Below are 26,451 nucleotides of genomic sequence, written 5' to 3' on the forward strand. Positions count from 1 at the left end.
CTTTACTCTTCCTCTGTGTATACAACTTTAAGTTGTTTGACGGCCTTCACATCATCAAGCCTACCTATAGGTGCATTGTTGGGAGCACTATGTAATATATCAGGATTTTCATGTGCCTCTTTATATATTGTTTCCAGTGCTGCCGCATACATGTCTAGATTATATTTAACCTCGGTCTCCGTAGGCTCAATCATAAGTGCCTCAGAAACAATTAGTGGGAAATAAATTGTTGGCGGATGCACGCCAAAGTCGATAAGTCTCTTAGCAATATCTAGTGTCTTCACGCCCTGTTCTTTCAATACCTTACCAGTAGCAACAAACTCATGTTTATATAGCTCTCCATATGGTATTGGGAAATACTTCTTAACTTTGGCTGCCAAATAATTGGCATTGAGTACTGCCAATCTTCCCACTTGTCTGAGGCCTTCACCGCCTAAAGATATTATATACATATAAGCCTTAAGAAGTACTAAGAAATTGGCATGGAACATCCTCATTCTACCAATGCTATGTGGTATGTCGTAATTCAGTCTGAACATACCACTCTCTTCATCATATACCACAGTAGGCACAGGCAGAAAATCTTTTAGGTGCTCTTTCACACCAATAGGACCACTACCGGGTCCACCTCCACCGTGTGGTGCAGAGAATGTCTTATGAAGATTTAGGTGCACGATGTCAAAGCCCATATCACCAGGTCTTGCCATACCAAGAATACCATTGAGGTTGGCACCATCGTAGTAAAGAAGGCCTCCCACACCGTGAATAAGCTCTGCAATCTCTAAAATATTCTCTTCAAATACACCCAATGTGTTGGGGTTTGTGAGCATAATAATAGCTATCTCATCGCCATACTTATCAACAATCTCACGAAGGGCATCCATATCAACCTGACCCTTTTCATTGGACTTGACCTCTATAACATCAAAGCCTGCCATTGCCGCAGATGCCGGGTTTGTGCCGTGTGCACTGTCGGGAATAATGGCAATATGTCTCCCCGTCTCACCTTTCTGTCTGAAATAAGCACGGGCAATAAATGTACCTGTCAGCTCACCATGGGCACCAGCTGCAGGATGAAGTGAAATGGCATCCATGCCTGTAATCTCTTGAAGAAGCTCTGATAGGTGATACATTACAGCCAGGGCACCTTGAACATCCTCATCAGGTTGATACGGATGAAGCATGGCAAACCTTGCATCAGATGCCACATGCTCATGAATCTTAGGATTATACTTCATAGTACAAGAACCCAGCGGATAAAAGCCCGTATCAACAGAGAAGTTAAGCTGAGATAGTCTTGTATAGTGTCTGACAACTTCCACCTCAGGCACATCGGGAAATGGTAGGTCATCTCTGACAAGCTCCTGTGGCACATCCACGGAGAAGTCATCACCAATAGGGTCGTCTACCTCATATGTAGACTCACCAAGTCCATCAAGCTCAAATATGAGATATTCCAGTATCTTATCAGCCATTCTTAATCACCTCCGACAGGTGGGAGGCAAGCCCATCAATATCTTCCTTGCTGTGAAGCTCTGTTGTAGCAATAAGCATATAGTTTTCATATGCAGGACCAAAGAATCTATGCAGTGGCACACCGGGGTAAATACCCTCTGCAGCCATATGCTCAAATACATGCTGTGCAGAGATAGGAAGCTTGACAGTAAATTCGTTGAAGAATGGACCACTAAATGGTATTTCTATTCCTTCAATAGATGCCAATTTCTCTTTAGCATAATGGGCTATCTTATAGTTAACATAAGCCAGTTTCTTGAAACCTGTACGACCAAGCAAGGCCATATAAACAGTAGCCCTCAGGGCCATCAAGAAGTGATTAGAGGTAATATTAGATGTTGCCTTAGCCCTTCTAATATGCTGTTCTCTTGTCTGCAGTGTTAGCACAAACCCTCTTGTACCCTCAGGGTCAGTAGTCTCACCGACAAGTCTACCGGGCATCTGTCTAACATACTTACTTCTTGTTGCAAGGAAACCAACACCTGGACCACCAAAGGCCGGATAGTTACCAAGTCCTATGGCATCACCCACGACAATATCGGCACCATAGTAACCAGCAGGCTTAATCAGGCCATATGCAAGGGGCTCAAGTACAGTAGCGATATATAAAGCACCTTTTTCATGGGCTATCTCAACGGCGTCTTTTTCATCTTCAATAACACCAAAGAAGTTAGGAGACTGTACAATAACAGCAAGTGTATCCTCATCGACAAGATCTTTGAGATGCTCTACATCTATACGACCTGTTTCTTTATCATAGCGAATCTCTTCTATAACAGTGCCCTTAGGTTCAAGGTACGTCTTCAGTACTTCTTTAATCTCCGGATGAAGTGTAGAGGCAATAATAACCTTATTTCTCTTACCGCGGTGGATACGAATGGCCATATAAACGGCTTCTGCGGTAGCAGATGCGGCATCATACATAGAGGAATTAGCCACATCCATCCCGGTCAATCTGGCAATATAGGTTTGCCACTCAAATGACACATGAAGTGATCCCTGAGATGCTTCAGCTTGATACGGGGTGTAAGCAGTATAGAATTCTCCTCTAGAAGAAATGGTGTCTACAACAGAAGGCACATAGTGTGGATAGACACCAGCCCCCATAAAAGAGACAACCTCAAACAGGTCATAGTTCTCATCGGCTAGGTTGTCCATGTAAAAGCTCAGTTCTTTCTCTGTCATAGGGGCAGAGAGAGCCTGAAAAGCTCCCTCTGCCTTTTCTTTCAGCTCGTCTGGAATATCTTTAAAGAGGTCATCTATACTGCCCACCCCAATCGTCCGAAGCATCTCATCTATCTCATTCGGACGATGAGGTGTGTATCTCATATATCATTCCTCCCCTATCATTCTCTTGTATTCATCGGCTGTCATAAGGTTCTCAAGTTCAGAAGGATCCTCAAGCTCAATAACGGCAATCCAACCATCACCATATGGATCCTCATTAATAAGTTCGGGGCGATCATTCAGCTCCTCGTTAACCTCAATAACCTTACCACTAACAGGGCTGTATACATCGGCAGCAGACTTAACAGATTCTACAACTGCCAGTGTATCACCTGCTGTTACCTCTTTACCAACCTCAGGAAGCTCAACAAACACAATGTCGCCAAGCTCAGACTGAGCGTGATCTGTAATACCTACACGTACCTTTTTTGGACCAATTTTCTCAACCCATTCGTGCTCCTCAGAATAGAGCAGGTTTTCTGGAAAATTCACCCCTCTTCACCTCCTTAAGAGTCTTTGCGGTATATAGGAAGCCCCACAACTTTGGCAGGATGGAGCTTTCCTCTTATTTCTACCATAATTTCTGTACCTTTATCAAGTGTATACGGAATATACACCTGAGCAATACCGGCCCCCACTGCTGGGCCAAATGTTCCACTGGAAACATATCCTATCTCTTCATCCCCCTTATATATCTTACTACCATGACGAGGAATAGCACGATCAAGCATAACGATACCTGTACGACGAAGCAGCGGATCTTCCTCGATCTTCTTCTGTAGTGCCTCTTTACCAAGAAAAGACTTCTTTTTCATGCGAATAAACCTCATAAGGTTAGCCTCAACAGGTGTGGTGTTTTCGTCCATGTCTTCACCATACAGCGGAAATCCTGCCTCTAATCTTAGCGAGTCTCTGGCACCAAGCCCACATGGCAAAACACCTTCATCTTTACCGGCCTCAAGAAGCACTTTCATCAGCTCTGGGCCTTTATCCCACTCTACAAGTATCTCAAAACCATCTTCACCTGTATAACCTGTACGAGCAATGGATACAGGCATCCCTGCAATCTTACCAAAGGCAAACCCGAAGAATGGAATTTCTCTAACATTAACATCTTCTGCAACTTTGGCAACGATATCTTCAGCTTTGGGTCCCTGTATAGCAACTAGAGACCACTGTGCAGATTCATCAATAAGTTCTACTTCTCTTTCACCTACATGCTTGGCAAGATGTGCAAAATCCTTCTCTACATTAGAAGCATTGACAATAAGCAGATACTCATCATCGGCAATACGGTAGAAGATAAGATCATCAACAATGCCGGCATTTTCATTGAGCATAGGGGTATACACTGCCTTACCCACCTTAACACTCTTTACACGAGAAGGCAGTACATAACCCAAGAACTCTACAGCATCCTTGCCTTTAACCCTAATCTCTCCCATATGTGACAAATCAAACACACCGGCATTTTGCCTGACCGCCATATGTTCTTCCTTAATAGTTGTGTAGCGGACAGGCATCTCCCATCCCCCAAACTCTGTGAAACGAGCCCCCAACTCCTTGTGGAGGTCGTACATCGCTGTACGTTTTACCACATTAGTCCCTCCTTTCTAAATCCCACAATGAGAAGAAAGATTGAAATACCACTCCAAGCTTATCATCGCTCAAAGGATATATTACACCTCTTCCCTCAATCAATGTAGCCTTCCATGTTACTATGTTGATCAGTGCCAAACCATCTTTAGGGCCAGACACTGGAAATGCTACTACCCCTTCTTTCCACAGATACGGTGCCCCAATAAAAGTGGCGCTAAGGTTATCAAGCAACTTCTCCGTTTTCTCCATAACAAGATTGTCGGGAACAAAATCATCTGATGCCCTCATAACCACAAGGGCATACTTCTTCTTATCTCTGATATTTCTATATGCAAGCACATAGACATCACCAGCAGGCGAGAGATAGATACGCTCGCCTTTATAACCTTCTGGCAATGCGATAGGCATTCTCAGTTGCTTAAATGTACCACCAACGCGGCCACTATAAAGATACACTTTATCATCTGTCAATAAGGCAATTGTTGTATCATAGTTCTCCGCTTGTATAGACACATCTTTTAACTTGTCTAAAAAGGCATCAGATAAACCATCAAATGTACCCCATGAAGAATTAACAAATGTAGATTTCAATACAAGCTTACCACCGGATAGATCTGGACTAACAAATGTTTTAGGACTATTCCAGTTAACACCTTCAATAGCAGGACTGGAAATTGTTGTAGCCTTATACCATTTATCCAGATACTTTGGAGTATCACCAGAAATGTCAAAAGCAATTCTTAGTGCTGAACCAACATCATTGGTAAACGCTATGAAATATGTACCATCAGTCCAGTTCACCGATGCCATATCCCACACTCTATCAAATGGGAGTTTTATATCGGTATAAGTTTCTGTAGCAATATCGGTAATAGAAGAGATATTCCACAGAGCAAGAGGTTCAATAAAACTCACTCCTGAACCAGTAGCACTTCCTGTTGAAGATGTTGTTTGCGTAGATGTATGTTCCACCTGTTTCTGTGTGGTGACCTTTAGTGAGTGGTGATACCAGATATACCACACACCTACAAGGAATATAAGTAAAAGCGCTACCCATACCGATGCTCTATGTCCATATTTCCTTGCCGCAATTTTGGGTGAGACCCTCGCTTTCTTTTTTTTCTCTCCAGATTTCCACACATCTTGAAAAGCATCCACAGTAATTCTCCAAGGTTTGCTCCCATCTTTCAGAACAATATCAAAGCTATCTTCGCCAGTAATAGGATATATAGAATATGAAATCTTGTAATTTTCATCTCCAGGTGACAATACATTCCAACGGAGATAGTGGGTAAAGTCATATATAGGGTCAGTTAAACAGCGTTTCCTATGTGGAGCATTTTGAAAAACATGAAGTCCTCCTAACGGAAATGCATGAACTTTTCCATCCGCAAACCATAGTATAACTCCCTTAGCCTTTCCTCCCTCTTTTCTCTTCTTTTCATGTATAGTCAGTAGCCACTGCTTAATATATTCAAACATGTCATCAGTACCTTCTAAAAACTGCTCTATAAGGGCGTCAATATCTTCTTCACTGACCCCTTTAAGAGCAAAAAAGAGCCACCCGCGGTCGGGTTGCTCTTCATTTTCATATAGGTCATAAACCCAACCGCTTGGTGGCTCAGAGGTATACAAACTGAGCTTAAGCAAATTTGCCATATCAGTTTCCTCTCCTTACTTGTTTATCCAAGATGGTGTTCTCTCTCTACTTGCTATTTCCGCTTTTATCTTCTCTACAAACTCACCTACAGGCATTGCTCCAACATCACCAAAATGTCTATGTCTTACAGACACATTTCCTGCCTCCATCTCACGAGTACCAATAATAAGCATATACGGTATTTTCATCAGCTGAGCCTTTCTAATACGAGCACCAAGTTTGGCCCCTGTATCAAGATCAATAACAGCCCTTATCATCTGACTACGCAAGGTATTATATACCTCTTTGGCATAATCAACCTGGGCATCGGCTATTGGTATAACTATAACCTGTTCTGGATGTAGCCATGTGGGAAATGCCCCTGCATACTGTTCAATAAGTGTGCCAAAGAAACGCTCAAAGGAACCAAGCAGTGCCCTGTGTATCATAACCGGTTCGTGCTCCTTGCCATCTGGCCCGATATATGTCATGCCAAAACGCCTTGGTAGGTTGAAGTCTAGCTGAACAGTTGCTGCCTGCCAGCTACGACCAATGGCATCTTTCAGTTTGATATCAATAGCCGGTCCATAGAACTTGGCCTCTCCTTCCATTCTCTTGTAAGGAAGTTTCATGTCTTCTAAAGCTTTGACAAGAGCCTTTTCTGCTATCTCCCAAATCTCATCTTCACCTACATAACCTTTTTTATTGGTGTCATCTCTTACAGATAGCTCTATGTCATACTCATCAAATCCAAATGTACGGAACATAAACAGTGCAAGGTCCAAAACTTCTTTAATTTCATCTTCAATCTGATCTGGTGTACAGAAAACATGGGCATCATCTTGGGTAAAACCTCTAACCCTCAGCAGTCCGTGAAGCACACCGCTCTTTTCATATCTATAAACGGTACCCATCTCTGCCCATCTTAGTGGCAACTCTTTATAAGAACGTTGTCTACTCTTATATATCTGTATGTGGAATGGACAGTTCATAGGCTTCACCATATATTCATGTCCTTCAACATCCATTGGTGGAAACATATTTTGCCTATAATGGTCAAGGTGACCAGAGATATCCCACAGATGAATCTTAGCTATGTGTGGTGTATAGACAAAGTCATATCCCCTTTGCCAGTGAACCTCTCTCCAAAAATCTTCAATAACCTTACGCACCATACCACCACGCGGGTGCCACAGCACAAGACCCGGTCCAATATCCTCCTGAATAGAGAACAAGTCCTGCTCTTTACCTATCTTCCTGTGGTCTCTGCGTATGGCCTCTTCACGCTGGTGAAGATATGCCTCAAGGTCTTCTTTCTTCGCCCACGCTGTACCGTATACACGGGTTAGCATCTCTCTGTTTTCATCACCACGCCAGTAAGCACCACTGACAGACAGAAGCTTAAAGTGTTTGAGGAAACCGGTAGATGGAATGTGCGGACCACGACACAGGTCTACAAAGTCTCCCTGCTTGTACAGAGACACTGTATCGCCCTCTATATCGTCAATAATCTCGAGCTTAAATATTTCACCGGCCTCCTTCATAATACGCTTTGCCTCTTCTTTAGAAACCTCGATGCGCTCAAAGGGATAATCTGCCTTGACAATATTCCTCATCTCTTCCTCTATCTTGGGAAGGTCTTCTGCAGAAATACCACCTGGAACAAGCATGTCATAGTAAAAACCATCTTTAATGGTTGGACCCACACCGAGCTTTACATCTTTTCCATACAAGTGCTTAACAGCCTGAGCCATAATGTGGGCTGCAGAGTGTCTGAGAATATCAAGTCCTTCTTCACTGTCAATATAAATCCACTCTACATTTTCCCCGCCTGTTACTGTATAAGAAAGGTCAACTGGTGTGCCATCAACCTTTGCCGCAATAATTTTCTTCTTCTTGCTTACAGGCACAAACTCAAATAGCTGTTTCTGTCCTTCAAACTCATACTCTTTACCGTCAATCTTTACGACTGCCATATCAAGCGCCCCCTTTCAACTGCTATGCTACTATTTTAAATCATTAATGAAAGAAAACAACCTTAGTCTTCTTCTGCCACTTCAAGTCTTTCCTTTAGTGGGTCTACCGATTCTACAACATCTTCTGCATCTTCAAGGGCAAACACCCTGAATAGCTCAGGATCTCTCCTATTTATAGATTTTAACCATTTTAGCCTTTGTCTTGCAGCATATAATGTTTTACCACTGATACCACCTTTCTCCATCTTCTCCTCAAGTAGTGGCAAGGCAATCAGTGGATAGGCGTCTATCTCATAATATACACCATTCCAACCACCGGCAATATATGGAAGACCTGTTTCAAAGAACCAAGAGCGACCTTCTCTCCAGCCCTCCATAAGCTCATCACCCCAAGCCTTTAGCACATGACCGGCAAACTGATTTATAGGAATACCCGTTTGCTGTGAAAGGCTGAGAAGCACAGCTGCCACTCTCTTATAGTCTGCGGGGAACACCTTCATAGGCTCAGCACCATATGTAATACTGGCAAGAAAGGCATTCTCCTGTCTGGCCACCTTTCTCATTGTCTTTTTATCTGTCTTACCCGTTTCATACACGGCCTCTACAAATGGTCTGGGAGATGGCTGTGGCAGAAGCACAAATCTGGGCTTAGCCTCCTTAAGCATCCGGGCCACCCACTTGTGTACGCTCTTTTTAAATCCACCAATAAGACCAACATCAGACAGTCCCGGTCTTCCTGCCCTTCCCGCCATCTGTAAAAACTCATTGGCAGTATAAGGCGTTCCATCGTATCTACGAGAAGAGTTAAACACAACGACATCAGCTGGCATGTTAACACCATACGCCAGCGTTGTTGTACCTACAACAACATCAACCACACCTTCTCTAAATGCTATTTCCATGGCTATCTTCTCACCTGGTAGGAGATTACCGTGATGCATTCCTACTCCCCTTTTTATAAGCTTAGCCCTTATATATCCAGATCTCTCGCCACCAACATCTTCAAGAATCTCCTTAAACCTTTTCCACTTACTTCTCACAGGAACTCTGTAAGATGCTATCTTCCGTGCTACCTCAAATGCCTCTTTATAAGAATTGACAAACACCAGTGCCTTCCTGAGTTTCTTCATGGAAAATGGATTTCTCGGCACTTTCAGTGGTACCGGTCTTTTAGTATGCACATACAGGGCAGGCTTCTTGGCCGCCAGCGATGATAAAAACTCTAACACCTCATCCATCTCTTCCCTTGTTGGAGCCAGCGTAGCCGTTAGTAGCATAGGTATGGCGTCCATATCTGCCTCACCCATCATAAGGAGCACTTCGGCAAATGTACGAGCCCTATCGGGGCTAATAGAGACATAGTGCACCTCATCAAATACAACAAGAGAGTGCTGCATCAGTCCCGGAGAGTTTCTTAGTATCTCCGTTGTTACCATTAGAAGTTGACTGGATGTGTTGACATCAACATCGCCGGTAATAATACCGGGTTCCACCCCTTCAAGCATAGAGTACTTCAGTTCCATAAACCGCTCATTAGATATGGCCTTTAGGGGAGATGCGTATATCACCCTTCGCCCCTGCCGAAGTCCCCTTTTCATCATCTCATAGGCAACAGGCGTCTTACCCGCACCTGTTGGAGCTACAACAGCAAGCATATGCTTTCCATCCATATGAGAAGAGAGATAATCTACTGCCTCTCTTTGCCATTTTCTCAAATTAATCTTTTTTCCATATATGTTATACATATATTCACCTCCATCTTTTATATAAGATACAATAACATGCCAGTTTATAAGTAAATATATACCTCGTGCTAAACTTATGGTATGAAGGGAGGGATACAAAATGGCACATGTTAAAGATATATCACTGGCACCGCACGGTTGGAAAAAGATAAACTGGGTGAAAGCCCATATGAAAGTTATGCCCCTTGTAAAAAAGAGGCTTGATGAAAAAGGCATCTTTAAAGGCGTTCGCATAGGTATGTCTATACACCTCGAGGCAAAAACGGCATACCTTGCCCTGACATTAAAGGAGTTGGGGGCATTCGTTGCCATAACATCGTCAAATCCACTGTCCACCCAAGATGATGTAGCAGCAGCCCTTGCTGATGCTGGCATTGAGGTGTTTGCATGGCGTGGAGAAACACCAGAAGAATATATGGAAAATCAGAGGAATGTTCTTCGCACAGAACCTAACCTCATACTTGACGACGGACTTGACCTGACAACGACCGTATCCAATGAAATGCCACACCTGGCCAAAAACATATGGGGAGCATCTGAAGAAACCACCACAGGCGTGCATAGGGCCCGCGCCCTTGCTCAGGCAGGCAAGCTTCCCTATCCACTCATCGCACTTAACGATGCATATATCAAGTATCTATTTGATAACAGATATGGCACAGGTGAAAGTGTACCTGTTGCCATTTCCAGAGGCACAAACCTACTTATTGCAGGCAAAACCGCCGTTATAGCCGGCTATGGCTGGTGTGGTCGAGGGGTTGCAAGAGTCATGAAAGGTATGGGAGCTCACACCATTGTTACAGAGGTAGACCCCATCAGAGCTCTTGAGGCCATATACGATGGACACCAGGTCATGACAATGGATGAGGCAGCAAAGATTGGAGATATCTTTGTTACAACAACAGGAATGAAAGATGTCATTACCGGTAGACATCTGGAATCCATGAAAGATGGTGCCATACTGAGCAACGCCGGGCATTTCAATGTAGAGATAGATGTCAAGTATTTAGAGGAAAATGCCTTAGAAAAGTGGGAAGCCCGTGACAATGTCATGGCATACAAACTGAAAAGTGGAAATACTGTATACCTTCTTGGTGAGGGTAGACTTGTTAACCTTGTTGTAGGCGATGGTCACCCAGCAGAGATTATGGATCTGTCTTTCTCCGCACAAATGTTTGCACTTGCATACATTATAGAAAACAAAGGAAAACTGGAAAACAAGGTCTATGAGTTTCCTCATCAGTACAGTATAGAAATAGCCAAGCATAAACTGCAGAGCATGAACATTCAAATAGATTCACTGACAAAGGAGCAAATAGAGTATCTAAGTAGGTGGTAATATGGCAAAGGGTAAACTCGATCCAGTAACAGAGGCAAGACGCAACATTGTAATGGGTTTTTTAGCCGTCATACTAACGGGAACTGTTCTTCTTATGCTTCCCATATCACAGGCCCAGGGTAAATTGACAAACTTTCTTGATGCCCTCTTCACATCTACATCCGCCGTGTGTGTTACAGGTCTTGTAGTGAAAGATACGGGCACATACTTCTCATTTTTTGGGCAGCTCATCATACTTCTACTTATACAAATAGGTGGTTTGGGCTATGTTACTATGATGACCCTGATATACCTTGCCCGTGGTGATCAAGTGGGGCTGAGACAAAAGATATCTGTAGCCGTTCAGCTTAACAAACCAGACTTTGGTGGCGTTACCAATCTTCTCTTGTTTTCTCTAAAAGTTTCTCTATTCTTCGAAGTCATAGGAGCTTTTTTACTATCTTTTAGGTTTATACCGCAATTTGGCCCTGTTGAAGGACTATGGGCTTCTATATTTCACTCTGTATCTGCATTCAACAACGCCGGATTTGATATTATGGGAGGCTTTAAATCCCTTATAGACTATGTATCAGACCCATTGGTAAATATTACTATCATGGGTCTCATTATTGCAGGTGGATTGGGTTTCATCGTATGGGAAGAACTCCTTGAATATTCAAAGTCATTTATAGCCGGCCTTAAGGGTGAAGGTAGACGTATGAAGATAAATGACCTATCCATTCATACCCGCATTGTCATTTCAGCAACGGTAGTGCTCATTATTGTGCCGGCTATCATGCTTCTCATCTTTGAATGGGTTAATCCCCATACCATCGGCAACCTTCCTCTTAGTGGCAAACTCTGGGCATCACTATTTCAGGCAGTCACCCCTAGAACAGCTGGTTTTGCCACACTGGATATGAGTAAGATGATGCTTCCCAGCATACTGCTTATAACCTTCCTCATGTTTGTTGGTGGTTCACCTGGAGGTACAGCTGGTGGTATTAAGACAACAACATTTGTAGTAGTACTCCAGTATCTACAAAGCATTATGCAAAATAAAAAAGCCGTTATACTCAGAAGCAGACGTATAGCAGAGGACACTGTAAGACTGGCACTAGCCATATTCATACTTCAGCTCATAACAGTTAGCATTAGCATATTGTTCCTTAGTATAGCCATGCCTAACTCTCCGTTTGAAGATATCTTCTTTGAAGCATTCTCAGCTATCGGAACGGTAGGTCTGTCAAGGGGCCTAACAACACAGCTTAACAGCCTCGGCAAGGTTATAATAATAATAACAATGTTTATGGGTAGAGTTGGAACCATATCTATACTGGCAGGCTATATCTTCACACCAACTAGAGAACTTTACACTCTACCTGAAGACGATATAGCCGTAAGCTGAGGTGAAAGTGTATGGGTGAAAGACACGAAGACATATTTGTTCACCTTCCCGAGCTTGGCAAATATGTAGAAGTATTTGAAGATGGTGAGGAAAAACCCCACAGACTGCTTGTTATCAATGTCAACCACAAGGACCGTATCGTATATTTGGCTGTACCATTTGACCTTGCATCTCATCACTGGGGCGAAAATATAAAGGTTCGTTTTGAGACAGAGGAAGGAATCTTTACATATGAAGCACATGTATATTTACCCGATACTTCACAAACCATATTGGCCCTGAAACTCACAAAACAACTAGAGGCTATTGTCAGAAGTTCTGTGCGTATTCCCATAGAAACAGAGGTTTATATCTATAAAATTAGTAAATCTCTCGGTCTTGTTCCACATTCAACAAAGATTATCACCAAGGGTAAAACAACCGACCTATCAGAACATGGAGCTGGTATCAAAGTAGACAAAGATGCTATCAAAGATAACATATTACAAAAAGGCGATATCGTATATCTCAAATTTCCTTTACCCGGAAACAGTAAACGCAGTATATATGTGAAAGCCGAAATTCGCAGTGTAACTCCGTTAGAAGATGGTTCCTACAAGTTAGGGGTAAGATTCCTCAGTCAAAGCAAAGCTGTAAAGGATGGGCTGAGATACATTATCAAATACTATACAACAGGAGAAATTCCTACTATAAGCAGATGGTGGCGACCAACCAAATACGACCATCTCATACCCGCAGCCATTGTTATGTTTGTCATTCTACTTATTACCTATCTTATATGGGTATATCAGTTTTACATGCCACAGCCAGAAAAGATATATCCTTTCTGGCCATCTAACCCTAAAAATCCTATCAACTTTATATTCTGGGGTGACCAAGACACGGCCAGATATACATACTCTGCAACGGCAACAGCCCTTGCCGCACTGGTCGGTGTCATGATATCAATGTCCATGGTAGCCGTGCAGATGATGGCATCAAAATATACCCCAAAGGTTACCACATACTACTTCAAAGACCCATGGAACATGGTTGTGTACTCTGTATCTGCATTTACCATCATTCACTCATTCTTGCTACTCGGTAGGACAAACAACAACATACCCTTACCTCTTCCTCAGATGAACTGGAATCTGTGGCTTATGTTTGGCAATATCATCTTGCTATTTGCATATGTCTACCATATAATTAAGATCCTAAACATTCAGGTTATAGCAGATAAAATTAATAGCGAAATACACTTGTATCTTGAGCTAGGGGAATACGACAAAGCTGTACAGGGAGTAGAGGAACTCTCAGATATTGTAAAGAAAAGTACACTTGATAGCGATATTACCACGGCAGAAATGATTACAAAGAAGTACTTTAGAAGCTATCTCTCTTACAACGATAACAGCAAAGAATATGCACATTTCGTCAAACAAACTCTTTATTTTATGGAGACAATCTTCAGAGTCGCCGATGTTACAGGTGAGGTACGCATTGCAGAGACAGTCCTCGATATATATATCAATGCTTTTAAAACATTTATCATCAACAAGAATAACTCGTTACTCATTCTTGCCATCTCTTCGATTAGACACATAGTAGACTTCTATACGGAAAACCCTGAAAATCCTATGACCCCCCGTGTTATAGCCACTAAGCTAAATGCATTCTCAAGAGATTTCATGACTGGCAATTACAACATTGATGTGAAAAATAAAATTACCATACTCATACTGAGCTTTTACTTCCGTATGATTAAAAACCTATATCCCAAAGGGGAGGTCGTACATAAAACAACAATTGATAACTTCATAATTAAGGATGGTCTATCGTATATTGTTGGCAAGCTAACCAAACAGGCAACAGACTTTGTACCAACACTAGAGGCTATATTATCTTTCGTGCTTGATTTGTCTGTCGAGCTTATCAAATCCAGCCGTATAGACATCGCAGCCACTATGCTTGACGCCCTAAGAGATATGTCGTTGAAGATACAGAAAAACTTACCTGACTCACCATTTATATACAAGGCAGCCAAGGCAATGTTTATTATTGGTGGTGTAGCCGTTTACACAGAAAATCCCAACGCCATAAGTCTTACAGTACACAGAGCTTCTACCATCGTGCCTACACACCTCGAAAAAGCCTATAAAGAGCTAATTGAAAACTACAAAGGCATTAGGAAATACTTCGATTATAAGATACCCGTACCATACATAATGGCTTTCTACAAACTGGTGAAAGCCTATACAAGGTTTGTCTTTATGCATCTAACAGACGAGGACAAGTTTATAAAAGAGGTTTCCGAAAAGATGGCTGTCAAGATATTGAAGGACAACTTAGAAAAGTTAAGAGCAGTATTCAGAGGCGATGATCCTGCTAAATATATTCCTGAACTGAGGAAGAATGAGGACTAAGCCTCATTCTTCCTCTTTATGTTCTCCCATCTTAGAAGCAAACGATGCAAGGTCTACATCTCTAAACTCCAACCATTTTTTCATGATATCAGGGTTGTTCTGCATGAAGCAGATAAACTTTGCCACATATCGTCTTTCTTCATCATTCATAAAATGCTCAAGGAAACATGCAATCTCCTTAGAACGCTCTTCGGTAAAGCCAAGAATATCAGCCATTAGCATAACGACTATACGACGTGCATGTAGGCTCTGGGCAAGCTGTGCACCCTTCTCTGTTAAAGTAATGCTTCTGGCATAGGGCTTAAAGTCAACATAGCCAGCTTTGGATAGTCTTCTAAGCACCTGTGAAACGGAAGAGCGACTAACACCAAGAACCTCTGCAAGCTCTTTGGCACGGCAGCATCCCTGATACCTACCTCTCTTACGGGCAATGTACAGGATAGCCACAAGATAATCCTCTGCAGAATGCTTTTTTTCACCGGCAATAAGATAATCAACAGGTAAGATGTCGGCAATGTCATTGATGTTTGTACACTTTTTACCACTCTCTAAAATTTCCTCTGTATTCTCTACTTTTTTAGCCATACCTTACTTGACACCCCTCTCCCTAATGCTATTCTTGTTCCTTCAATATCCACTATTAGTGGACCAAACGCAGAATTTCTTATTACCCTAATACGGGTACCAGGCACTATACCTAGTGCCATCATACGCTGAGCTACTCGATCGCCTCCATCTATATAGGCAACAGTGCCTTCAAACCCTTCCGGGGCCATTTCTAAGTTCATAAGTCCTTCCTTTCCCACTCCCATAGGTGTTAACATTTAGTGGCACCTCCTAACATACATAATACCATAAAAAGTTTCTATCGTTTAACTCTATACTAAACTCCCATAATTACCAATCTGGCAATAAATGCAAACACATATGCCACAGAAAAACTAAAGAGAACAGATAGAAAAACAACCTTCCAACGTTTCGTCACGCTATAGATAGCACCAAGCGTTGCCATACATGGTGTGTAAAGTGTAAAAAATACAAGAAACACAAGTATCTGTGGAACGGTAACAGCATTTTTCAACATCTGAACACCACCATATAGAACACCAATTGTAGCAATCGCAGCCTCTTTAGCGGCAAACGATGGAATCAATGTAGAAACAATACGCCAATCGGCAAGCCCAAGAGGATAAAACAGTGGTGCAATGGCCTTACCCAATATGGCCAGATAGCTATTTTCTGGCTTTACACCAAAAGGCATGTTGACAAGCATCCATATGATAATTGTGGCCACAAAGATAAGTGTACCAGCCTTGTAAATAAACTCCTTAGTGCGTATCCAAGTAGCATAAAGAACTGTCTTAACATGGGGTATATGATACGATGGCAGTTCAATAACCAGAGGCATAGTATCCCTTGCAAGTCCAAACATCTTAAGCACTTTAGCCCCAACAACAACAGCAAAGAAGCCTATAAGATACATTGATACAATAACAAGCGCCCCCGTATAACCTGTGAAGAAAGCCGACACTATAGCACTGTATACAGCAAGTCTTGCACTACATGGCATAAACCCAACAAGGTATACACCAAGCTTTCTCTCCTCCTCTTCCATCGCCGTTGTACCCATTACAGCCGGTACTGTACATCCCATACCGAGTATCAGAGGGAAAAACAGCTTTGCCGGAAGTCCAAGAAGGTGCATGAGCCTATCCATCATAGCTGCAGCACGGGCGATATATCCACTGTCTTCAAGAATAGAATACATAAGAAAGAAAGTAAAGATAATCGGAGTAAATGTTAAAACAGAACCGACACCACCAATAACGGCATCAACAATAAACGATTTCCACAGTTCAGAAGAAATAAAAGTAGACACCGTGTCACCTAGCCAACTAAAAAACATCTCTATAAGACCAGAGAGATATCCACCAAATGTAAATGTAATATAGAACATAAGAAACATGGCAAACATGAACACAACGTATCCCCATATTGGATGGGTGACAATCATATCGATTTTATCGGTAATTGTTTGTTTGGGCTCATACGATTCCACAATAAAAACATCTTTTAGAAGATTTTTCAACCATTCAGCACGAATTTGAGAAATAGCTTGAGGTTGGGGCTCAGGAATGGTAATTCCTTTTTCTTTCAAGAGCTTTATAATCTCCTCATCACCTTCTAAAGCCTTAACCGCTGCAAATTTAGGAGGATATTTACACCCATATTTCGCAAGATATTCTTCAAGAATTTCAACCTCCTGGCCATACACTGGATAAACAGGGTGGAAATGAACTTTACCACGAACAACATCCTTTAGCACCTTTTTCAGTTCATCTATACCTTGGCCTGTCACAACAACACCACCAACAACAGGTATACCCAACTTCTTAGACAACTTTTCAAGGTCTATCTTCACACCTTTAGCCTCTGCTACATCAAGCATATTGACAAAGAGTATCACACGGGGAAACAACTCAAGCAGTTGAATAGTCAACATAAGATTTCTAAATAGATTAGAGGCATCAACGACATTGATAACCACATCAATATCTTCATTGGCCAAAAACTCCCTGGTAACTTCTTCCTCGGGAGATGTCACAGTTAGGGAATAAATACCGGGAAGATCAACTACCTCAACATGGATATCATCTATATCAAAAAAACCCTCTTTTCTTTCAACTGTTTTACCGGGCCAATTTGCCGTGTGTTGATATATACCTGTAAGGACATTAAACAAGGCCGATTTGCCAACATTGGGATTTCCAGCAAGGGCGACACGAAGCCTGTGCAGTGTCTTCACCTGTGGCACCTCCTTTGTTTATATCTCTAAACTTTCAACCGTTTATGATTATACCACACCACAGGAAAATTGATACATACACCTTAACTTCTTACAGAGTGGAGAGATAATACTTCAGAGGATGCGTTCTTTCAATGAAGTCAACAAGGTCGGGGGAAATCTCTTCAACAGACATGCGTATCATCCAGCGATACAACCCATCCTTTTGATACCTACCAATAAATTCCGGAGTCCACACATCACCAAGTTTAGAAGAGACTAAAATCTCATAAAAATGTTCTACTTTAGCTTTGATATCTTTATAGTTTTCACTACCATACTCCATATGAAGGATAGATACATACGGGGGAAAAGATAAAAGCTTTCGTTCTCCTATTTCCCTATCTACAAACGAACGATATCCTTCTTCTAATCTTTCTTTCCATATATCTGCTATGTTTGTGGCAATAACAACCTCTTTTCCTACCATAGCCAGCCTATGCACCCTACGCATAGTTTCTTCCCATACTGTATATTCAGGAATAGCCCACATAAAATCCATATCGGGAATATAGACTATATCAAATCTATCTCCAACAAAGTATCTATAAAACCGAAATGTGGCAAGCACAATAGAACTACTCTCAGGACATTTTCGCCTCTGGTTAGAGCTCTGTACACACAGCATATCGCCAAAGATCTGTCTTAGCTCGCTTTCAACGAGTTCTATACCGGTACCAACCATAACAATATCCGATGAACCGCACTTGGGACAAACACTCATAGAAGGTTCCCTATGCCCGCATCTGTGGCATATCATAGTATCTTCTTTAAGGTGATAAACCATTGTAAAACCACACACCGGGCACCTCTGCACATAACCACAACTACGGCATAGCACGGCAGTTCTATACCCTAGCCTCGAGGCATAGACAAGAACTCTTCCCCCTTGCTCTATAATGTCTTTCATCCTTTCTACAGTTTCACGGTGTAATACTTCCTCTTTAGGCTTATCAACAATAGTAATGTTATCTGGAACGTAACTATCATCGACATTATCTGATATATGGGCAATAGACGGCACAGGAAACGGGGAAATATAATAAACACCATCAACATATTTACTAACAATTGGAACAAGATCAGGTACTCTTACAAAACCACCATCTCTAAAGGGTATAGATATATCATCAATATCATAAAAAATTATGCTATCAAGACCATACCATGGTTTAAAAATATATCCTGTTGGCACAACGAAAACTCCTACCATATCGGAAACAACATAAGACAGTAGCTTTTCCTTATTCAGTGTAGGAGAAATTACCCGGCTAACACCAGCTTTTGCCATTTTCTTGGCCAGCCCAACGGCTACCGAGCGATTTCTAACTACAACAGCAACCTTACCTTTCATTTGCATGACAAGAGATATCACATCGTCTACTGTGCCTTTGATGGTAAACAACCCTTTTTGATGACCATTATTTTCCCCTGCTCTTATAGAAGGCACATAATAAACAATCTTACATTTTCCACTACCAATCATGTGTGAAACAGCCTTTTTTCCAAACGACACAAGTGCCATCTCTAATGGATACTCTTTATCTTGACAAACAAGCCACACACTAGCAGAAACTTTAGGGTTATACATGCGATTACCTATGATTTCCTCTCCACAACCAGCATCCTTTAAACGTTTCCACAATCTACCAGCCTTAGAGCCAAATCTCTTCTTGACATCTCTCCACAAAAGATAACCGTGCTCCTGCAAATCAGACACGAGTATATTGAAATCTGGACTCTTCGAAATGGGACAATCTTTTCCTGTGTACATCAGCAGCCTAATTCGAGATATATCCATGAGTGTTTTATCATAAGAGATGAGAAAAATATTAAATGGGGGAATCAGTAACCTATCGGAAACATCTAAAACAAATTCTACATACCAATGTGGAAAAAGTCCTTGATAGGCAACCTGCAAGATTTCTTTTATCTCTAGAGTATCAGGCACTTCATCGGCATCCCCTACCACAACACCATACTTGGGGGCATCCCCTTTTCCAACAGGAACAACAACGAGATCACCAGTATGTAGTAAAAAAAGAGAGCGGTAGGTAAATACCGACCGCTCTCCTATCAGTGGTGTATCAACTGCAACCTTATAGTATTTATACTCCAAAGTGTTTTCTAAGCTCATCTACAAGATCTGTTGCCTCCCATGGGAAACCTTCTCTACCAAAGTGGCCATATGCAGCTGTCTGGAGATAAATAGGTCTCCTGAGGTCAAATCTCTTGATAATACCTCCTGGAGTCATGTCAATATTCTCCTCAAACCACTTGGCAATTTCTATCTCAGGCACTTTACCGGTACCACGGGTATCTATCATAAGAGATACGGGCTCGGCAACACCAATGGCATATGCAATCTGAACTGTTGCCTCATAGGCAAGGCCAGATGCAACAATATTCTTGGCAATATACCTTGCCATATATGCTGCAGAACGGTCAACCTTGGTTGGGTCTTTACCGCTGAATGCACCACCACCATGACTGGCCATAGAACCATATGTATCTACCATAATCTTACGACCTGTAAGACCTGCATCACCCTTAGGACCACCTATCACAAATCTACCTGTTGGATTGATAAAGATTCTCAATGTATCGCTATCCATGGCTGGGTCATCCTCTGGCACATTGATAACATACTTAGAGGGCATAAGCTCCTCAGGAAGTACAGGAAGAATAACATGCTCAAGAATCTTCTCGCGCAGCTCCTCCATGTCCATATCATCGTGCTGAGCAGATACAACAACATCGGTAATCTTAATAGGTCTTCTAATACCTGTCTCTGTATCAAGCTCATACTCTACAGTTACCTGGCTCTTACCATCAGGTCTGAGAAATGGAAGATCACCACGCTTACGTACATCGGCAAGTCTCTTCACAAGCTTGTGTGCGAGATAAATGGGCAGTGGCATATACACATCGGTCTCTGCAACAGCATAACCTATCATCATGCCCTGGTCTCCCGCACCAATGGTTTCCTCTTCTGTATCAGCTTCTCCCACTTTAGCCTCAAGGGATTTATTAACACCCATGGCTATGTCGGGAGACTGGCGTTTCAGTCCAAATATGATACCTACAGAATCTGCGGCAAACCCATACTCAGCCTTGGTATAGCCTATATTTCTTATGACATTGCGTATAACCTCATCAAGGTCAGGATTTGCCTGAGATGTAATCTCACCAAATACATAGACAGTACCCGTATTAACTGCAGTTTCTGCAGCAACACGGCTGTAAGGATCACCTGCAAGGTAGGCATCAAGAATAGCATCAGAAATCTGGTCGGCTACCTTATCAGGATGCCCCTCTGTAACAGACTCAGATGTAAAACGGAAATATCTCTTCACTCTCTACACCTCCTTCATAAAGCGATTTACAAGGGTATCAAACAGTAATTGTATATCAACTTCGTCTTTTTTACAAGTCTCATCAAAGTCATCAAAGATGTTATTCGGAAAATACGCTATATATTTACGCGATACAAGATAATATCCTTGCCCCTCTCTAACTATTAGGATACCATCATAGTTCTTTAGAACCTTTTCAAAAAAGCCATGTCTATCAAAAACCGTGCCAAATAAAGGCTCATCGATAAGTGCTGAATCCATACATACAACCTTTACCTCACTTCTCTTCTTTTGCCAAAATCGATGCCAGTCTTTAACTGTTCTTATATACATGGCAGTTCAGCATACATGTTTTTCCAGTAATCTCAAGAACGATGACACAATTAGTGCCGTTGTCAATGTTCCTACTCCACCGGGTACCGGAGTGTACGCAGCAGCCTTATCTTCAATAGAATAAGCATCAACATCTCCTACAATCTCATCACCTATGTAATGAATACCTATATCTACAACATAGGCCCCCTCTTTTATCATGTCACCTTTGAGAAACCGTGGACGCCCAACAGACACAAAGACTATATCTGCCATCTTTGTGTATTCTGTAATATCTGGTGTCTTTGAGTGCACTGTAGACACAGTGGCATTCATATGTGTAAGAAGAATTGACAGGGGCATACCCACAGTAGGAGATCGACCTATAACAACGGCCTTTTTACCGGCAAGGGTGACCCCATAGAACATAGGAATTAATGCCGCAGACCAAGCTGTTGCAGGGATAACATTGTATCTTTTCAAGACAAGACCTCCTATAGAGGCCTCTTTAAGGCCCTCGATATCTTTCGTATATGGAATCATACCAAGCACCTTTTTATAGTCAAGATGTTTATGAAGAGGTCTGTGTAGAAACACACCATCGGCCCACTCTATCCACTTGATAACATCTTCATAGACAGTGTCAGCAGGAATATCTGCTGGATAATGAACAAGAGATACATCAACTCCATGTTTCGTAAAAGACTTTTTTTGCATATGGGCATACCCATGAGATGAGGGATCATCTGTAAGAAGCAATATGGCAAGCCTTGATGGTCTTCCCATCTTCTCATGGCAAATTTGAAACCTTGTGCCATTAACCTTATTTATAGCCTTGGCAAACTTTCTTGTCTTCCATAACTCCATGGCAGTCCCCTCCCCTCCCAATTAGAGGCCTATCTACCATATCCAAATGGAATAACAGACATACTCCTCCATATGGTGTACGGTAAAAATGCACGATAAAAACCATGTATAAACTCGGGATCATATAACGAGATAGCCTTCTTTAAGTCCATATCTATCTGGTGCTTTAACTCATCAACACTGTCAAATTTTCTTTCTTCTCTAATAAAATGCTGAAACACAAATAGTGCCTTCTCAGGATGCAGTTCCCCCATCACCTCATCAAGGACATGGACTTCCAGTCTAGGCTCTTTTCTACCAAATGTGGGCGCCTCTCCCCAGTTGGCAACAGCCCAGACAACTTTTCCATCATCTGTGGCAAGTAATCCACTATATACCCCATAAGGAGGCATAATCTTATCAGATGGCACCTGTATGTTTATTGTGGGAAAACCCATCTTCGTGCCTATACCCCTCTCCCTAATTACAGGACCAGAGGCAAAGTAAGGATAACCAAGCATTATGCGTGCCTCTTCCAATTTGCCCTCTTCTATACTCTGGCGAATATTACTACTGGATATAATAATATCTCCCTCCATCTCAGGCTCCATAACAATGATTTTCTTGTCATGGAGTTTACCCCATTCCTTCAACATTTCAATATCTCCCTGCCTATCTCTTCCAAAACGGAAATTAAAGCCTACCACAATAATATCTACATAAGGTTCAAGCTTCCTAAGAAACTCTTCTGCCTCCATATTTCTAATACGCTCATCTTTGAAGTTCAGTACAAATATATTGTCAAAGCCCATGCCAGAGAAACCTGCTACTTTTTCCCAAAGCACAGTAATATGACCTACTCCCTCTTTAACAGCCTTGGGAACGGGATAAAAAGTTAGTACACTATCTACCCCAAATTTTCTCGCCAAACCTAACAGCGCCACATGGCCCCTGTGCAGTCCATCAAAGCTACCTATTACAACACCTTTAACCTTATATGTCGGCAGAGAGTATCTTATAACCATAGTTTTACCTTTAACACCCCTTCCTTCATTTCTGCAAGCCCAACAAACATACCGGCAGTATTTTTCACTCTAAATATGGCATCCACGCTTCCCTCATCACCAAGGGGAAGCCCCCTACCAGAGCGGAGCATATTGATATCGGTATCAGAAAGCACAATCTCAGGATATGTTCTGAGTCCGTATTCAATAGGCACAATATAATCAAGAGGATGGTCTGTCTGCCACAGCATATTCATCGTCACAGCACTATCAAGCTTAAACGGACCTGTAATCGTACGCACAAGTCCGTGCATATAACCACCAGTACCAAGTATTTTCCCCAAATCCCTGGCAATAGCCCTAATATATGTACCCTTAGAGCAACGGATACGCACAAACAGATGACCTAATCCATCCTTAATCTTGTAATCAATAATCTGCATCTCGTATATAAACACTTTGCGGGGCGGTATTTCTACCTCCCCCTCACCTTTGCCATCATCGTAAAAATACTCATGGGCCCTTCTACCCTTTACCCTAACGGCAGATACCAGTGGCGGCACCTGCATGATTTCTCCCATAAAATGCTCGCTAAGGGCATCAACAACAGTGTTTCTGTCAGGGATAGGTCCTTCGTGGACATATGTAACTTCACCTTCTATATCATGGGTCTTTGTGGATTTACCAAGCACAATATGAGAAACATATTCTTTATCCCACGATGTAAAAAAGGAGGTAAACTTACATGCTTTACCTACACACAGCGGAAACATTCCAGCCGCCATCCTGTCAAGGGTACCAGTATGGCCCATCTTTATTTTCTTACCATAGACTTTTTTCAGCCTGTGTTTGATTCTATCCACAACCTCCATAGAACGCATGCCAACAGGTTTTATCACAGGAAGTATGCCATCTGTCATATGCTATCCACCATCCCGCGAGAACCATCGGCATCAAAGTACTCATAACCCTGCTCTCTCTTCACATATACTCTGCCCTTCCCTGTGTAACGTGCCAGATAGGAAGCAACTTTAAACCATTCGGGCGGTATAAGGGTATCGTCTTTTTCGTAAACAGATACAACAATATCATCCTTCAGCTGGGCATTTTGCATAACTTCACCCCAGACATGAAACACATCAGGAGAGGAAATAACATATATGAGGTCCACATACTTGTAGTGTGGAAATCCTTTCTCCAGCAGCCTCTGAAACCACTGAAGCACTTCATCAGAAACATCATCCATTGCAAAGCCTCTGGTACCTGCATATAGTGAGACAAACAGTGCTGCAAGCACATCATCAGGCTCATCAAGTCCATCTATAAGTAGCTCTGCAGGGGTATATTTATAAGAAAACTCTTTTCCATTGAGTACAACTTTGTTCTTTTCTATGCTAACAGTAGCACCTTTTCCATCGCCAGCTAGTGGCATAGGGAAAACCCTGTTTGCCGCCGGTGGTAAATGTCCGGGCCAACTTACACATACAGTATTACCACTTTCTTCTAAAAGCTTATAGAGTGCATAAACGGCACTATAGATAACAATATCTCCCTCAAATCGGGGAGATACCCTTATACATACATCACCTTTGATATCCTTCAGATACTCCCTAAATGTCATGCTTCATCAACTCCTGTGTTAGGCGTTTCTTTACCCTCTCAAGCACAATCTCTATAGGCTCTCCCTCTACACGGGCACCGGCTGCACGGGGATGTCCACCACCGCCAAACTCTTTGGCAAGAATATGAACTTCTACAGGTGCACTACTTCTGAAACTGATACGCACCTCATTTTTATCGTCATCATATGCCTCAGACAACAATGCCACTCCATAAACCCCATCGGGGCTTCTCAGGGCAGACACAAGGCCGGCAATATCTTCCTCAAAGGTACCTGTCTTCTTCATATCGTCTCTCTTGATATAGGAGACAACTCCTCTACCCTCTGCTATAGACTCTGCACGGGAAAATCCTATACCCCACAGGTGAATCTTGCCAAATCTACTCCACCTGTCAAGATTTTCTCGCACGGTAGATATAGAAGCACCATAACTTCTCAGCTTTCTGACAACCTCTACAGTACGAGGCTTTACGCTCTCGTATGCCATAAAACCGCTATCTGTCATAATGCCATTAAGCAGAGCTTGGGCAATGTCCTTGTCAATAATGTCTTCAAAGAAGAAATAGATAATCTCTGCAGCAGCCGCAGCATCTGTGTCAACAATATTGATATCGCCAAAGCGCTCATTGGAAACATGGTGGTCTATAACAAGTACTGGTGCATTTGGAGAAGCTTCCTTAACCTGAAACCATATATCTCCCATGCGATTTTCACCTGTTAGGTCAATTGTGAGAAGAATATCATAGCGTTTTTTTACAGGCTCATGCTTGATATCATCACTGTGGGGAAGATACTTATATACATCTGGCACTGGGTCATTTAGGTAAACTTCCACATCTTTTCCCAGTTTTTTCAGCTTCATATATGCTCCTAGTATAGAACCTACACAATCACCATCGGGGGCAAGGTGGCCAAATATAGCTATAGAGTTTGCCCCCTGTATTTTTTCTTCTATTTTCTTAAGTTCATTCTTCAGTGTCTGCGTGTCCATCCTCTGCCTCCTCCTCAGAAGAAGAAATCTTCTTCAGAAGCTCAATAACTTTAAAGCCCCTATCAAGAGAATCGTTGTATATAAACATAAAGCGGGGGGTAATACGAAATCTATGTTTGCGGGAAATTTCTCCCTGCAGCTTTCTACCCAATCTCTCCAGTTTTTCCTGTATTTTAGCCTGATCGGCATCACCAATAATACTGTAATAGATACGGGCATATTTCATATCATTGGTCACTTCGACATCAAAGATGTTTACCATCTTAAGGCTCTCGTCACTACCTGTAACAAGAGCTGAAGCCACTTCATTTTTTATAATCTCCTGCATTCTATCCAGTCTTCTGGGCTTCATATCCTCACCCTCTTTCTCTCCATATGAATACTTCATCTTCTATGATGTCGCCACCACCGGCGTTATACCACTCTACTTCAAGCTTTGACAATATACTCTCCAGTAGAGCCTTGTCTGTTCCGACAATGGCAACGGTAATACCTGCCCTGTCAAGGGCATCTTGGTGGGTTGTCTCCGCGACAACCACCGGATACTTCTTCATAGCCCTATCTTTAAATGAGCGTATAACCATACGCTTTTCTTTTAGAGACATGGCCTCAACAGACAGCAGACCATACCATATAAGAACCAT

At 42.2% G+C, this 26,451-nt stretch carries 23 protein-coding genes; 3 read left to right on the forward strand and 20 right to left on the reverse strand.

The window, feature by feature from the left end:
• Positions 1–2 precede the first annotated feature (2 nt).
• The 7 genes from gcvPB to GM182_RS05830 all read right to left on the reverse strand — a co-directional run bounded on the left by gcvPB (position 3) and on the right by GM182_RS05830 (position 9,701).
• The gene (gene gcvPB / locus GM182_RS05800) at positions 3–1,475 is read right to left on the reverse strand and encodes an aminomethyl-transferring glycine dehydrogenase subunit GcvPB (protein WP_449186166.1); all 1,473 of its coding nucleotides are present in this window, start codon (positions 1,473–1,475) and stop codon (positions 3–5) included.
• Complete coding sequence (gcvPA, locus tag GM182_RS05805; RefSeq protein WP_449186167.1) at positions 1,468–2,844, reverse strand: aminomethyl-transferring glycine dehydrogenase subunit GcvPA; 1,377 nt, start codon at positions 2,842–2,844, stop codon at positions 1,468–1,470. The genes gcvPB and gcvPA overlap by 8 nt, the downstream gene beginning before the upstream one ends.
• A 3-nt stretch (positions 2,845–2,847) precedes the next feature.
• Positions 2,848–3,234, reverse strand: coding sequence for a glycine cleavage system protein GcvH (gcvH, locus tag GM182_RS05810; protein ID WP_449186168.1), 387 nt, complete (start codon positions 3,232–3,234; stop codon positions 2,848–2,850).
• Positions 3,235–3,248: 14 nt separating this feature from the next.
• Positions 3,249–4,340 (reverse strand): glycine cleavage system aminomethyltransferase GcvT, encoded by a 1,092-nt coding sequence (gcvT, locus tag GM182_RS05815; protein ID WP_449186169.1) that lies wholly within the window; start codon positions 4,338–4,340, stop codon positions 3,249–3,251.
• A gap of 1 nt (position 4,341) precedes the next feature.
• Positions 4,342–6,000 carry a hypothetical protein gene (locus tag GM182_RS05820; RefSeq protein WP_449186170.1) on the reverse strand — a complete coding sequence of 553 codons (1,659 nt, stop codon included), beginning with the start codon at positions 5,998–6,000 and terminating at the stop codon, positions 4,342–4,344.
• A 15-nt stretch (positions 6,001–6,015) separates the two neighbouring features.
• The gene (thrS, locus tag GM182_RS05825) at positions 6,016–7,956 is read right to left on the reverse strand and encodes a threonine--tRNA ligase (protein WP_449186171.1); all 1,941 of its coding nucleotides are present in this window, start codon (positions 7,954–7,956) and stop codon (positions 6,016–6,018) included.
• Between the two features lie 62 nt (positions 7,957–8,018).
• A complete protein-coding gene (locus GM182_RS05830) occupies positions 8,019–9,701 on the reverse strand; it encodes a DEAD/DEAH box helicase (protein WP_449186172.1) in 1,683 nt (560 codons plus the stop codon).
• 100 nt (positions 9,702–9,801) lie between these two features.
• On the opposite strand from GM182_RS05830, the gene GM182_RS05835 reads away from it, so the two are divergent.
• The 3 genes from GM182_RS05835 to GM182_RS05845 are packed head-to-tail and all read left to right on the forward strand — an operon-like array spanning position 9,802 to position 14,832.
• Positions 9,802–11,040, forward strand: coding sequence for an adenosylhomocysteinase (locus GM182_RS05835; protein WP_449186173.1), 1,239 nt, complete (start codon positions 9,802–9,804; stop codon positions 11,038–11,040).
• 1 nt (position 11,041) lies between these two features.
• Positions 11,042–12,427, forward strand: coding sequence for a TrkH family potassium uptake protein (locus GM182_RS05840; RefSeq protein ID WP_449186174.1), 1,386 nt, complete (start codon positions 11,042–11,044; stop codon positions 12,425–12,427).
• An 11-nt stretch (positions 12,428–12,438) separates the two neighbouring features.
• Complete coding sequence (locus tag GM182_RS05845) at positions 12,439–14,832, forward strand: DUF2254 family protein (protein ID WP_449186175.1); 2,394 nt, start codon at positions 12,439–12,441, stop codon at positions 14,830–14,832.
• A 3-nt stretch (positions 14,833–14,835) separates the two neighbouring features.
• Here the strand turns inward: GM182_RS05845 and GM182_RS05850 are convergent, their stop codons facing one another.
• The 13 genes from GM182_RS05850 to GM182_RS05910 form a co-directional block, all read right to left on the reverse strand.
• A complete protein-coding gene (locus tag GM182_RS05850) occupies positions 14,836–15,417 on the reverse strand; it encodes a metal-dependent transcriptional regulator (RefSeq protein ID WP_449186176.1) in 582 nt (193 codons plus the stop codon).
• Complete coding sequence (locus tag GM182_RS05855; protein WP_449186177.1) at positions 15,402–15,656, reverse strand: FeoA family protein; 255 nt, start codon at positions 15,654–15,656, stop codon at positions 15,402–15,404. The genes GM182_RS05850 and GM182_RS05855 overlap by 16 nt, the downstream gene beginning before the upstream one ends.
• 59 nt (positions 15,657–15,715) lie before the next feature.
• The gene (feoB, locus tag GM182_RS05860; RefSeq protein WP_449186178.1) at positions 15,716–17,638 is read right to left on the reverse strand and encodes a ferrous iron transport protein B; all 1,923 of its coding nucleotides are present in this window, start codon (positions 17,636–17,638) and stop codon (positions 15,716–15,718) included.
• 91 nt (positions 17,639–17,729) lie between these two features.
• Positions 17,730–19,814 carry a primosomal protein N' gene (locus GM182_RS05865; protein ID WP_449186179.1) on the reverse strand — a complete coding sequence of 695 codons (2,085 nt, stop codon included), beginning with the start codon at positions 19,812–19,814 and terminating at the stop codon, positions 17,730–17,732.
• Positions 19,786–21,033 carry a methionine adenosyltransferase gene (metK, locus tag GM182_RS05870; protein ID WP_449186180.1) on the reverse strand — a complete coding sequence of 416 codons (1,248 nt, stop codon included), beginning with the start codon at positions 21,031–21,033 and terminating at the stop codon, positions 19,786–19,788. The genes GM182_RS05865 and metK overlap by 29 nt, the downstream gene beginning before the upstream one ends.
• Positions 21,034–21,036: 3 nt before the next feature.
• Positions 21,037–21,366: a hypothetical protein gene (locus GM182_RS05875; protein WP_449186181.1), complete on the reverse strand. Its 330-nt coding sequence runs from the start codon at positions 21,364–21,366 to the stop codon at positions 21,037–21,039.
• A 6-nt stretch (positions 21,367–21,372) separates the two neighbouring features.
• Complete coding sequence (locus GM182_RS05880) at positions 21,373–22,212, reverse strand: bifunctional 5,10-methylenetetrahydrofolate dehydrogenase/5,10-methenyltetrahydrofolate cyclohydrolase (protein ID WP_449186182.1); 840 nt, start codon at positions 22,210–22,212, stop codon at positions 21,373–21,375.
• Between the two features lie 29 nt (positions 22,213–22,241).
• Positions 22,242–23,216: a riboflavin biosynthesis protein RibF gene (gene ribF, locus GM182_RS05885; protein WP_449186183.1), complete on the reverse strand. Its 975-nt coding sequence runs from the start codon at positions 23,214–23,216 to the stop codon at positions 22,242–22,244.
• On the reverse strand, positions 23,207–24,115 hold the full coding sequence (gene truB / locus GM182_RS05890; protein WP_449186184.1) for a tRNA pseudouridine(55) synthase TruB: 909 nt from the start codon (positions 24,113–24,115) through the stop codon (positions 23,207–23,209). Before truB ends, ribF begins: the two co-directional genes overlap by 10 nt.
• The gene (locus GM182_RS05895) at positions 24,112–24,816 is read right to left on the reverse strand and encodes a hypothetical protein (protein ID WP_449186185.1); all 705 of its coding nucleotides are present in this window, start codon (positions 24,814–24,816) and stop codon (positions 24,112–24,114) included. Before GM182_RS05895 ends, truB begins: the two co-directional genes overlap by 4 nt.
• Positions 24,806–25,807: a DHH family phosphoesterase gene (locus tag GM182_RS05900; RefSeq protein WP_449186186.1), complete on the reverse strand. Its 1,002-nt coding sequence runs from the start codon at positions 25,805–25,807 to the stop codon at positions 24,806–24,808. The genes GM182_RS05895 and GM182_RS05900 overlap by 11 nt, the downstream gene beginning before the upstream one ends.
• Positions 25,782–26,159: a 30S ribosome-binding factor RbfA gene (gene rbfA / locus GM182_RS05905; protein ID WP_449186187.1), complete on the reverse strand. Its 378-nt coding sequence runs from the start codon at positions 26,157–26,159 to the stop codon at positions 25,782–25,784. The genes GM182_RS05900 and rbfA overlap by 26 nt, the downstream gene beginning before the upstream one ends.
• 4 nt (positions 26,160–26,163) lie before the next feature.
• Entirely contained in the window at positions 26,164–26,451 is a 288-nt protein-coding gene (locus tag GM182_RS05910; protein WP_449186188.1) for a DUF503 domain-containing protein, read from the reverse strand.

Origin of the sequence: Zhurongbacter thermophilus, assembly GCF_026184435.1 — a bacterium.
GTDB lineage: Bacteria > Coprothermobacterota > Coprothermobacteria > Coprothermobacterales > JAADFF01 > JAADFF01.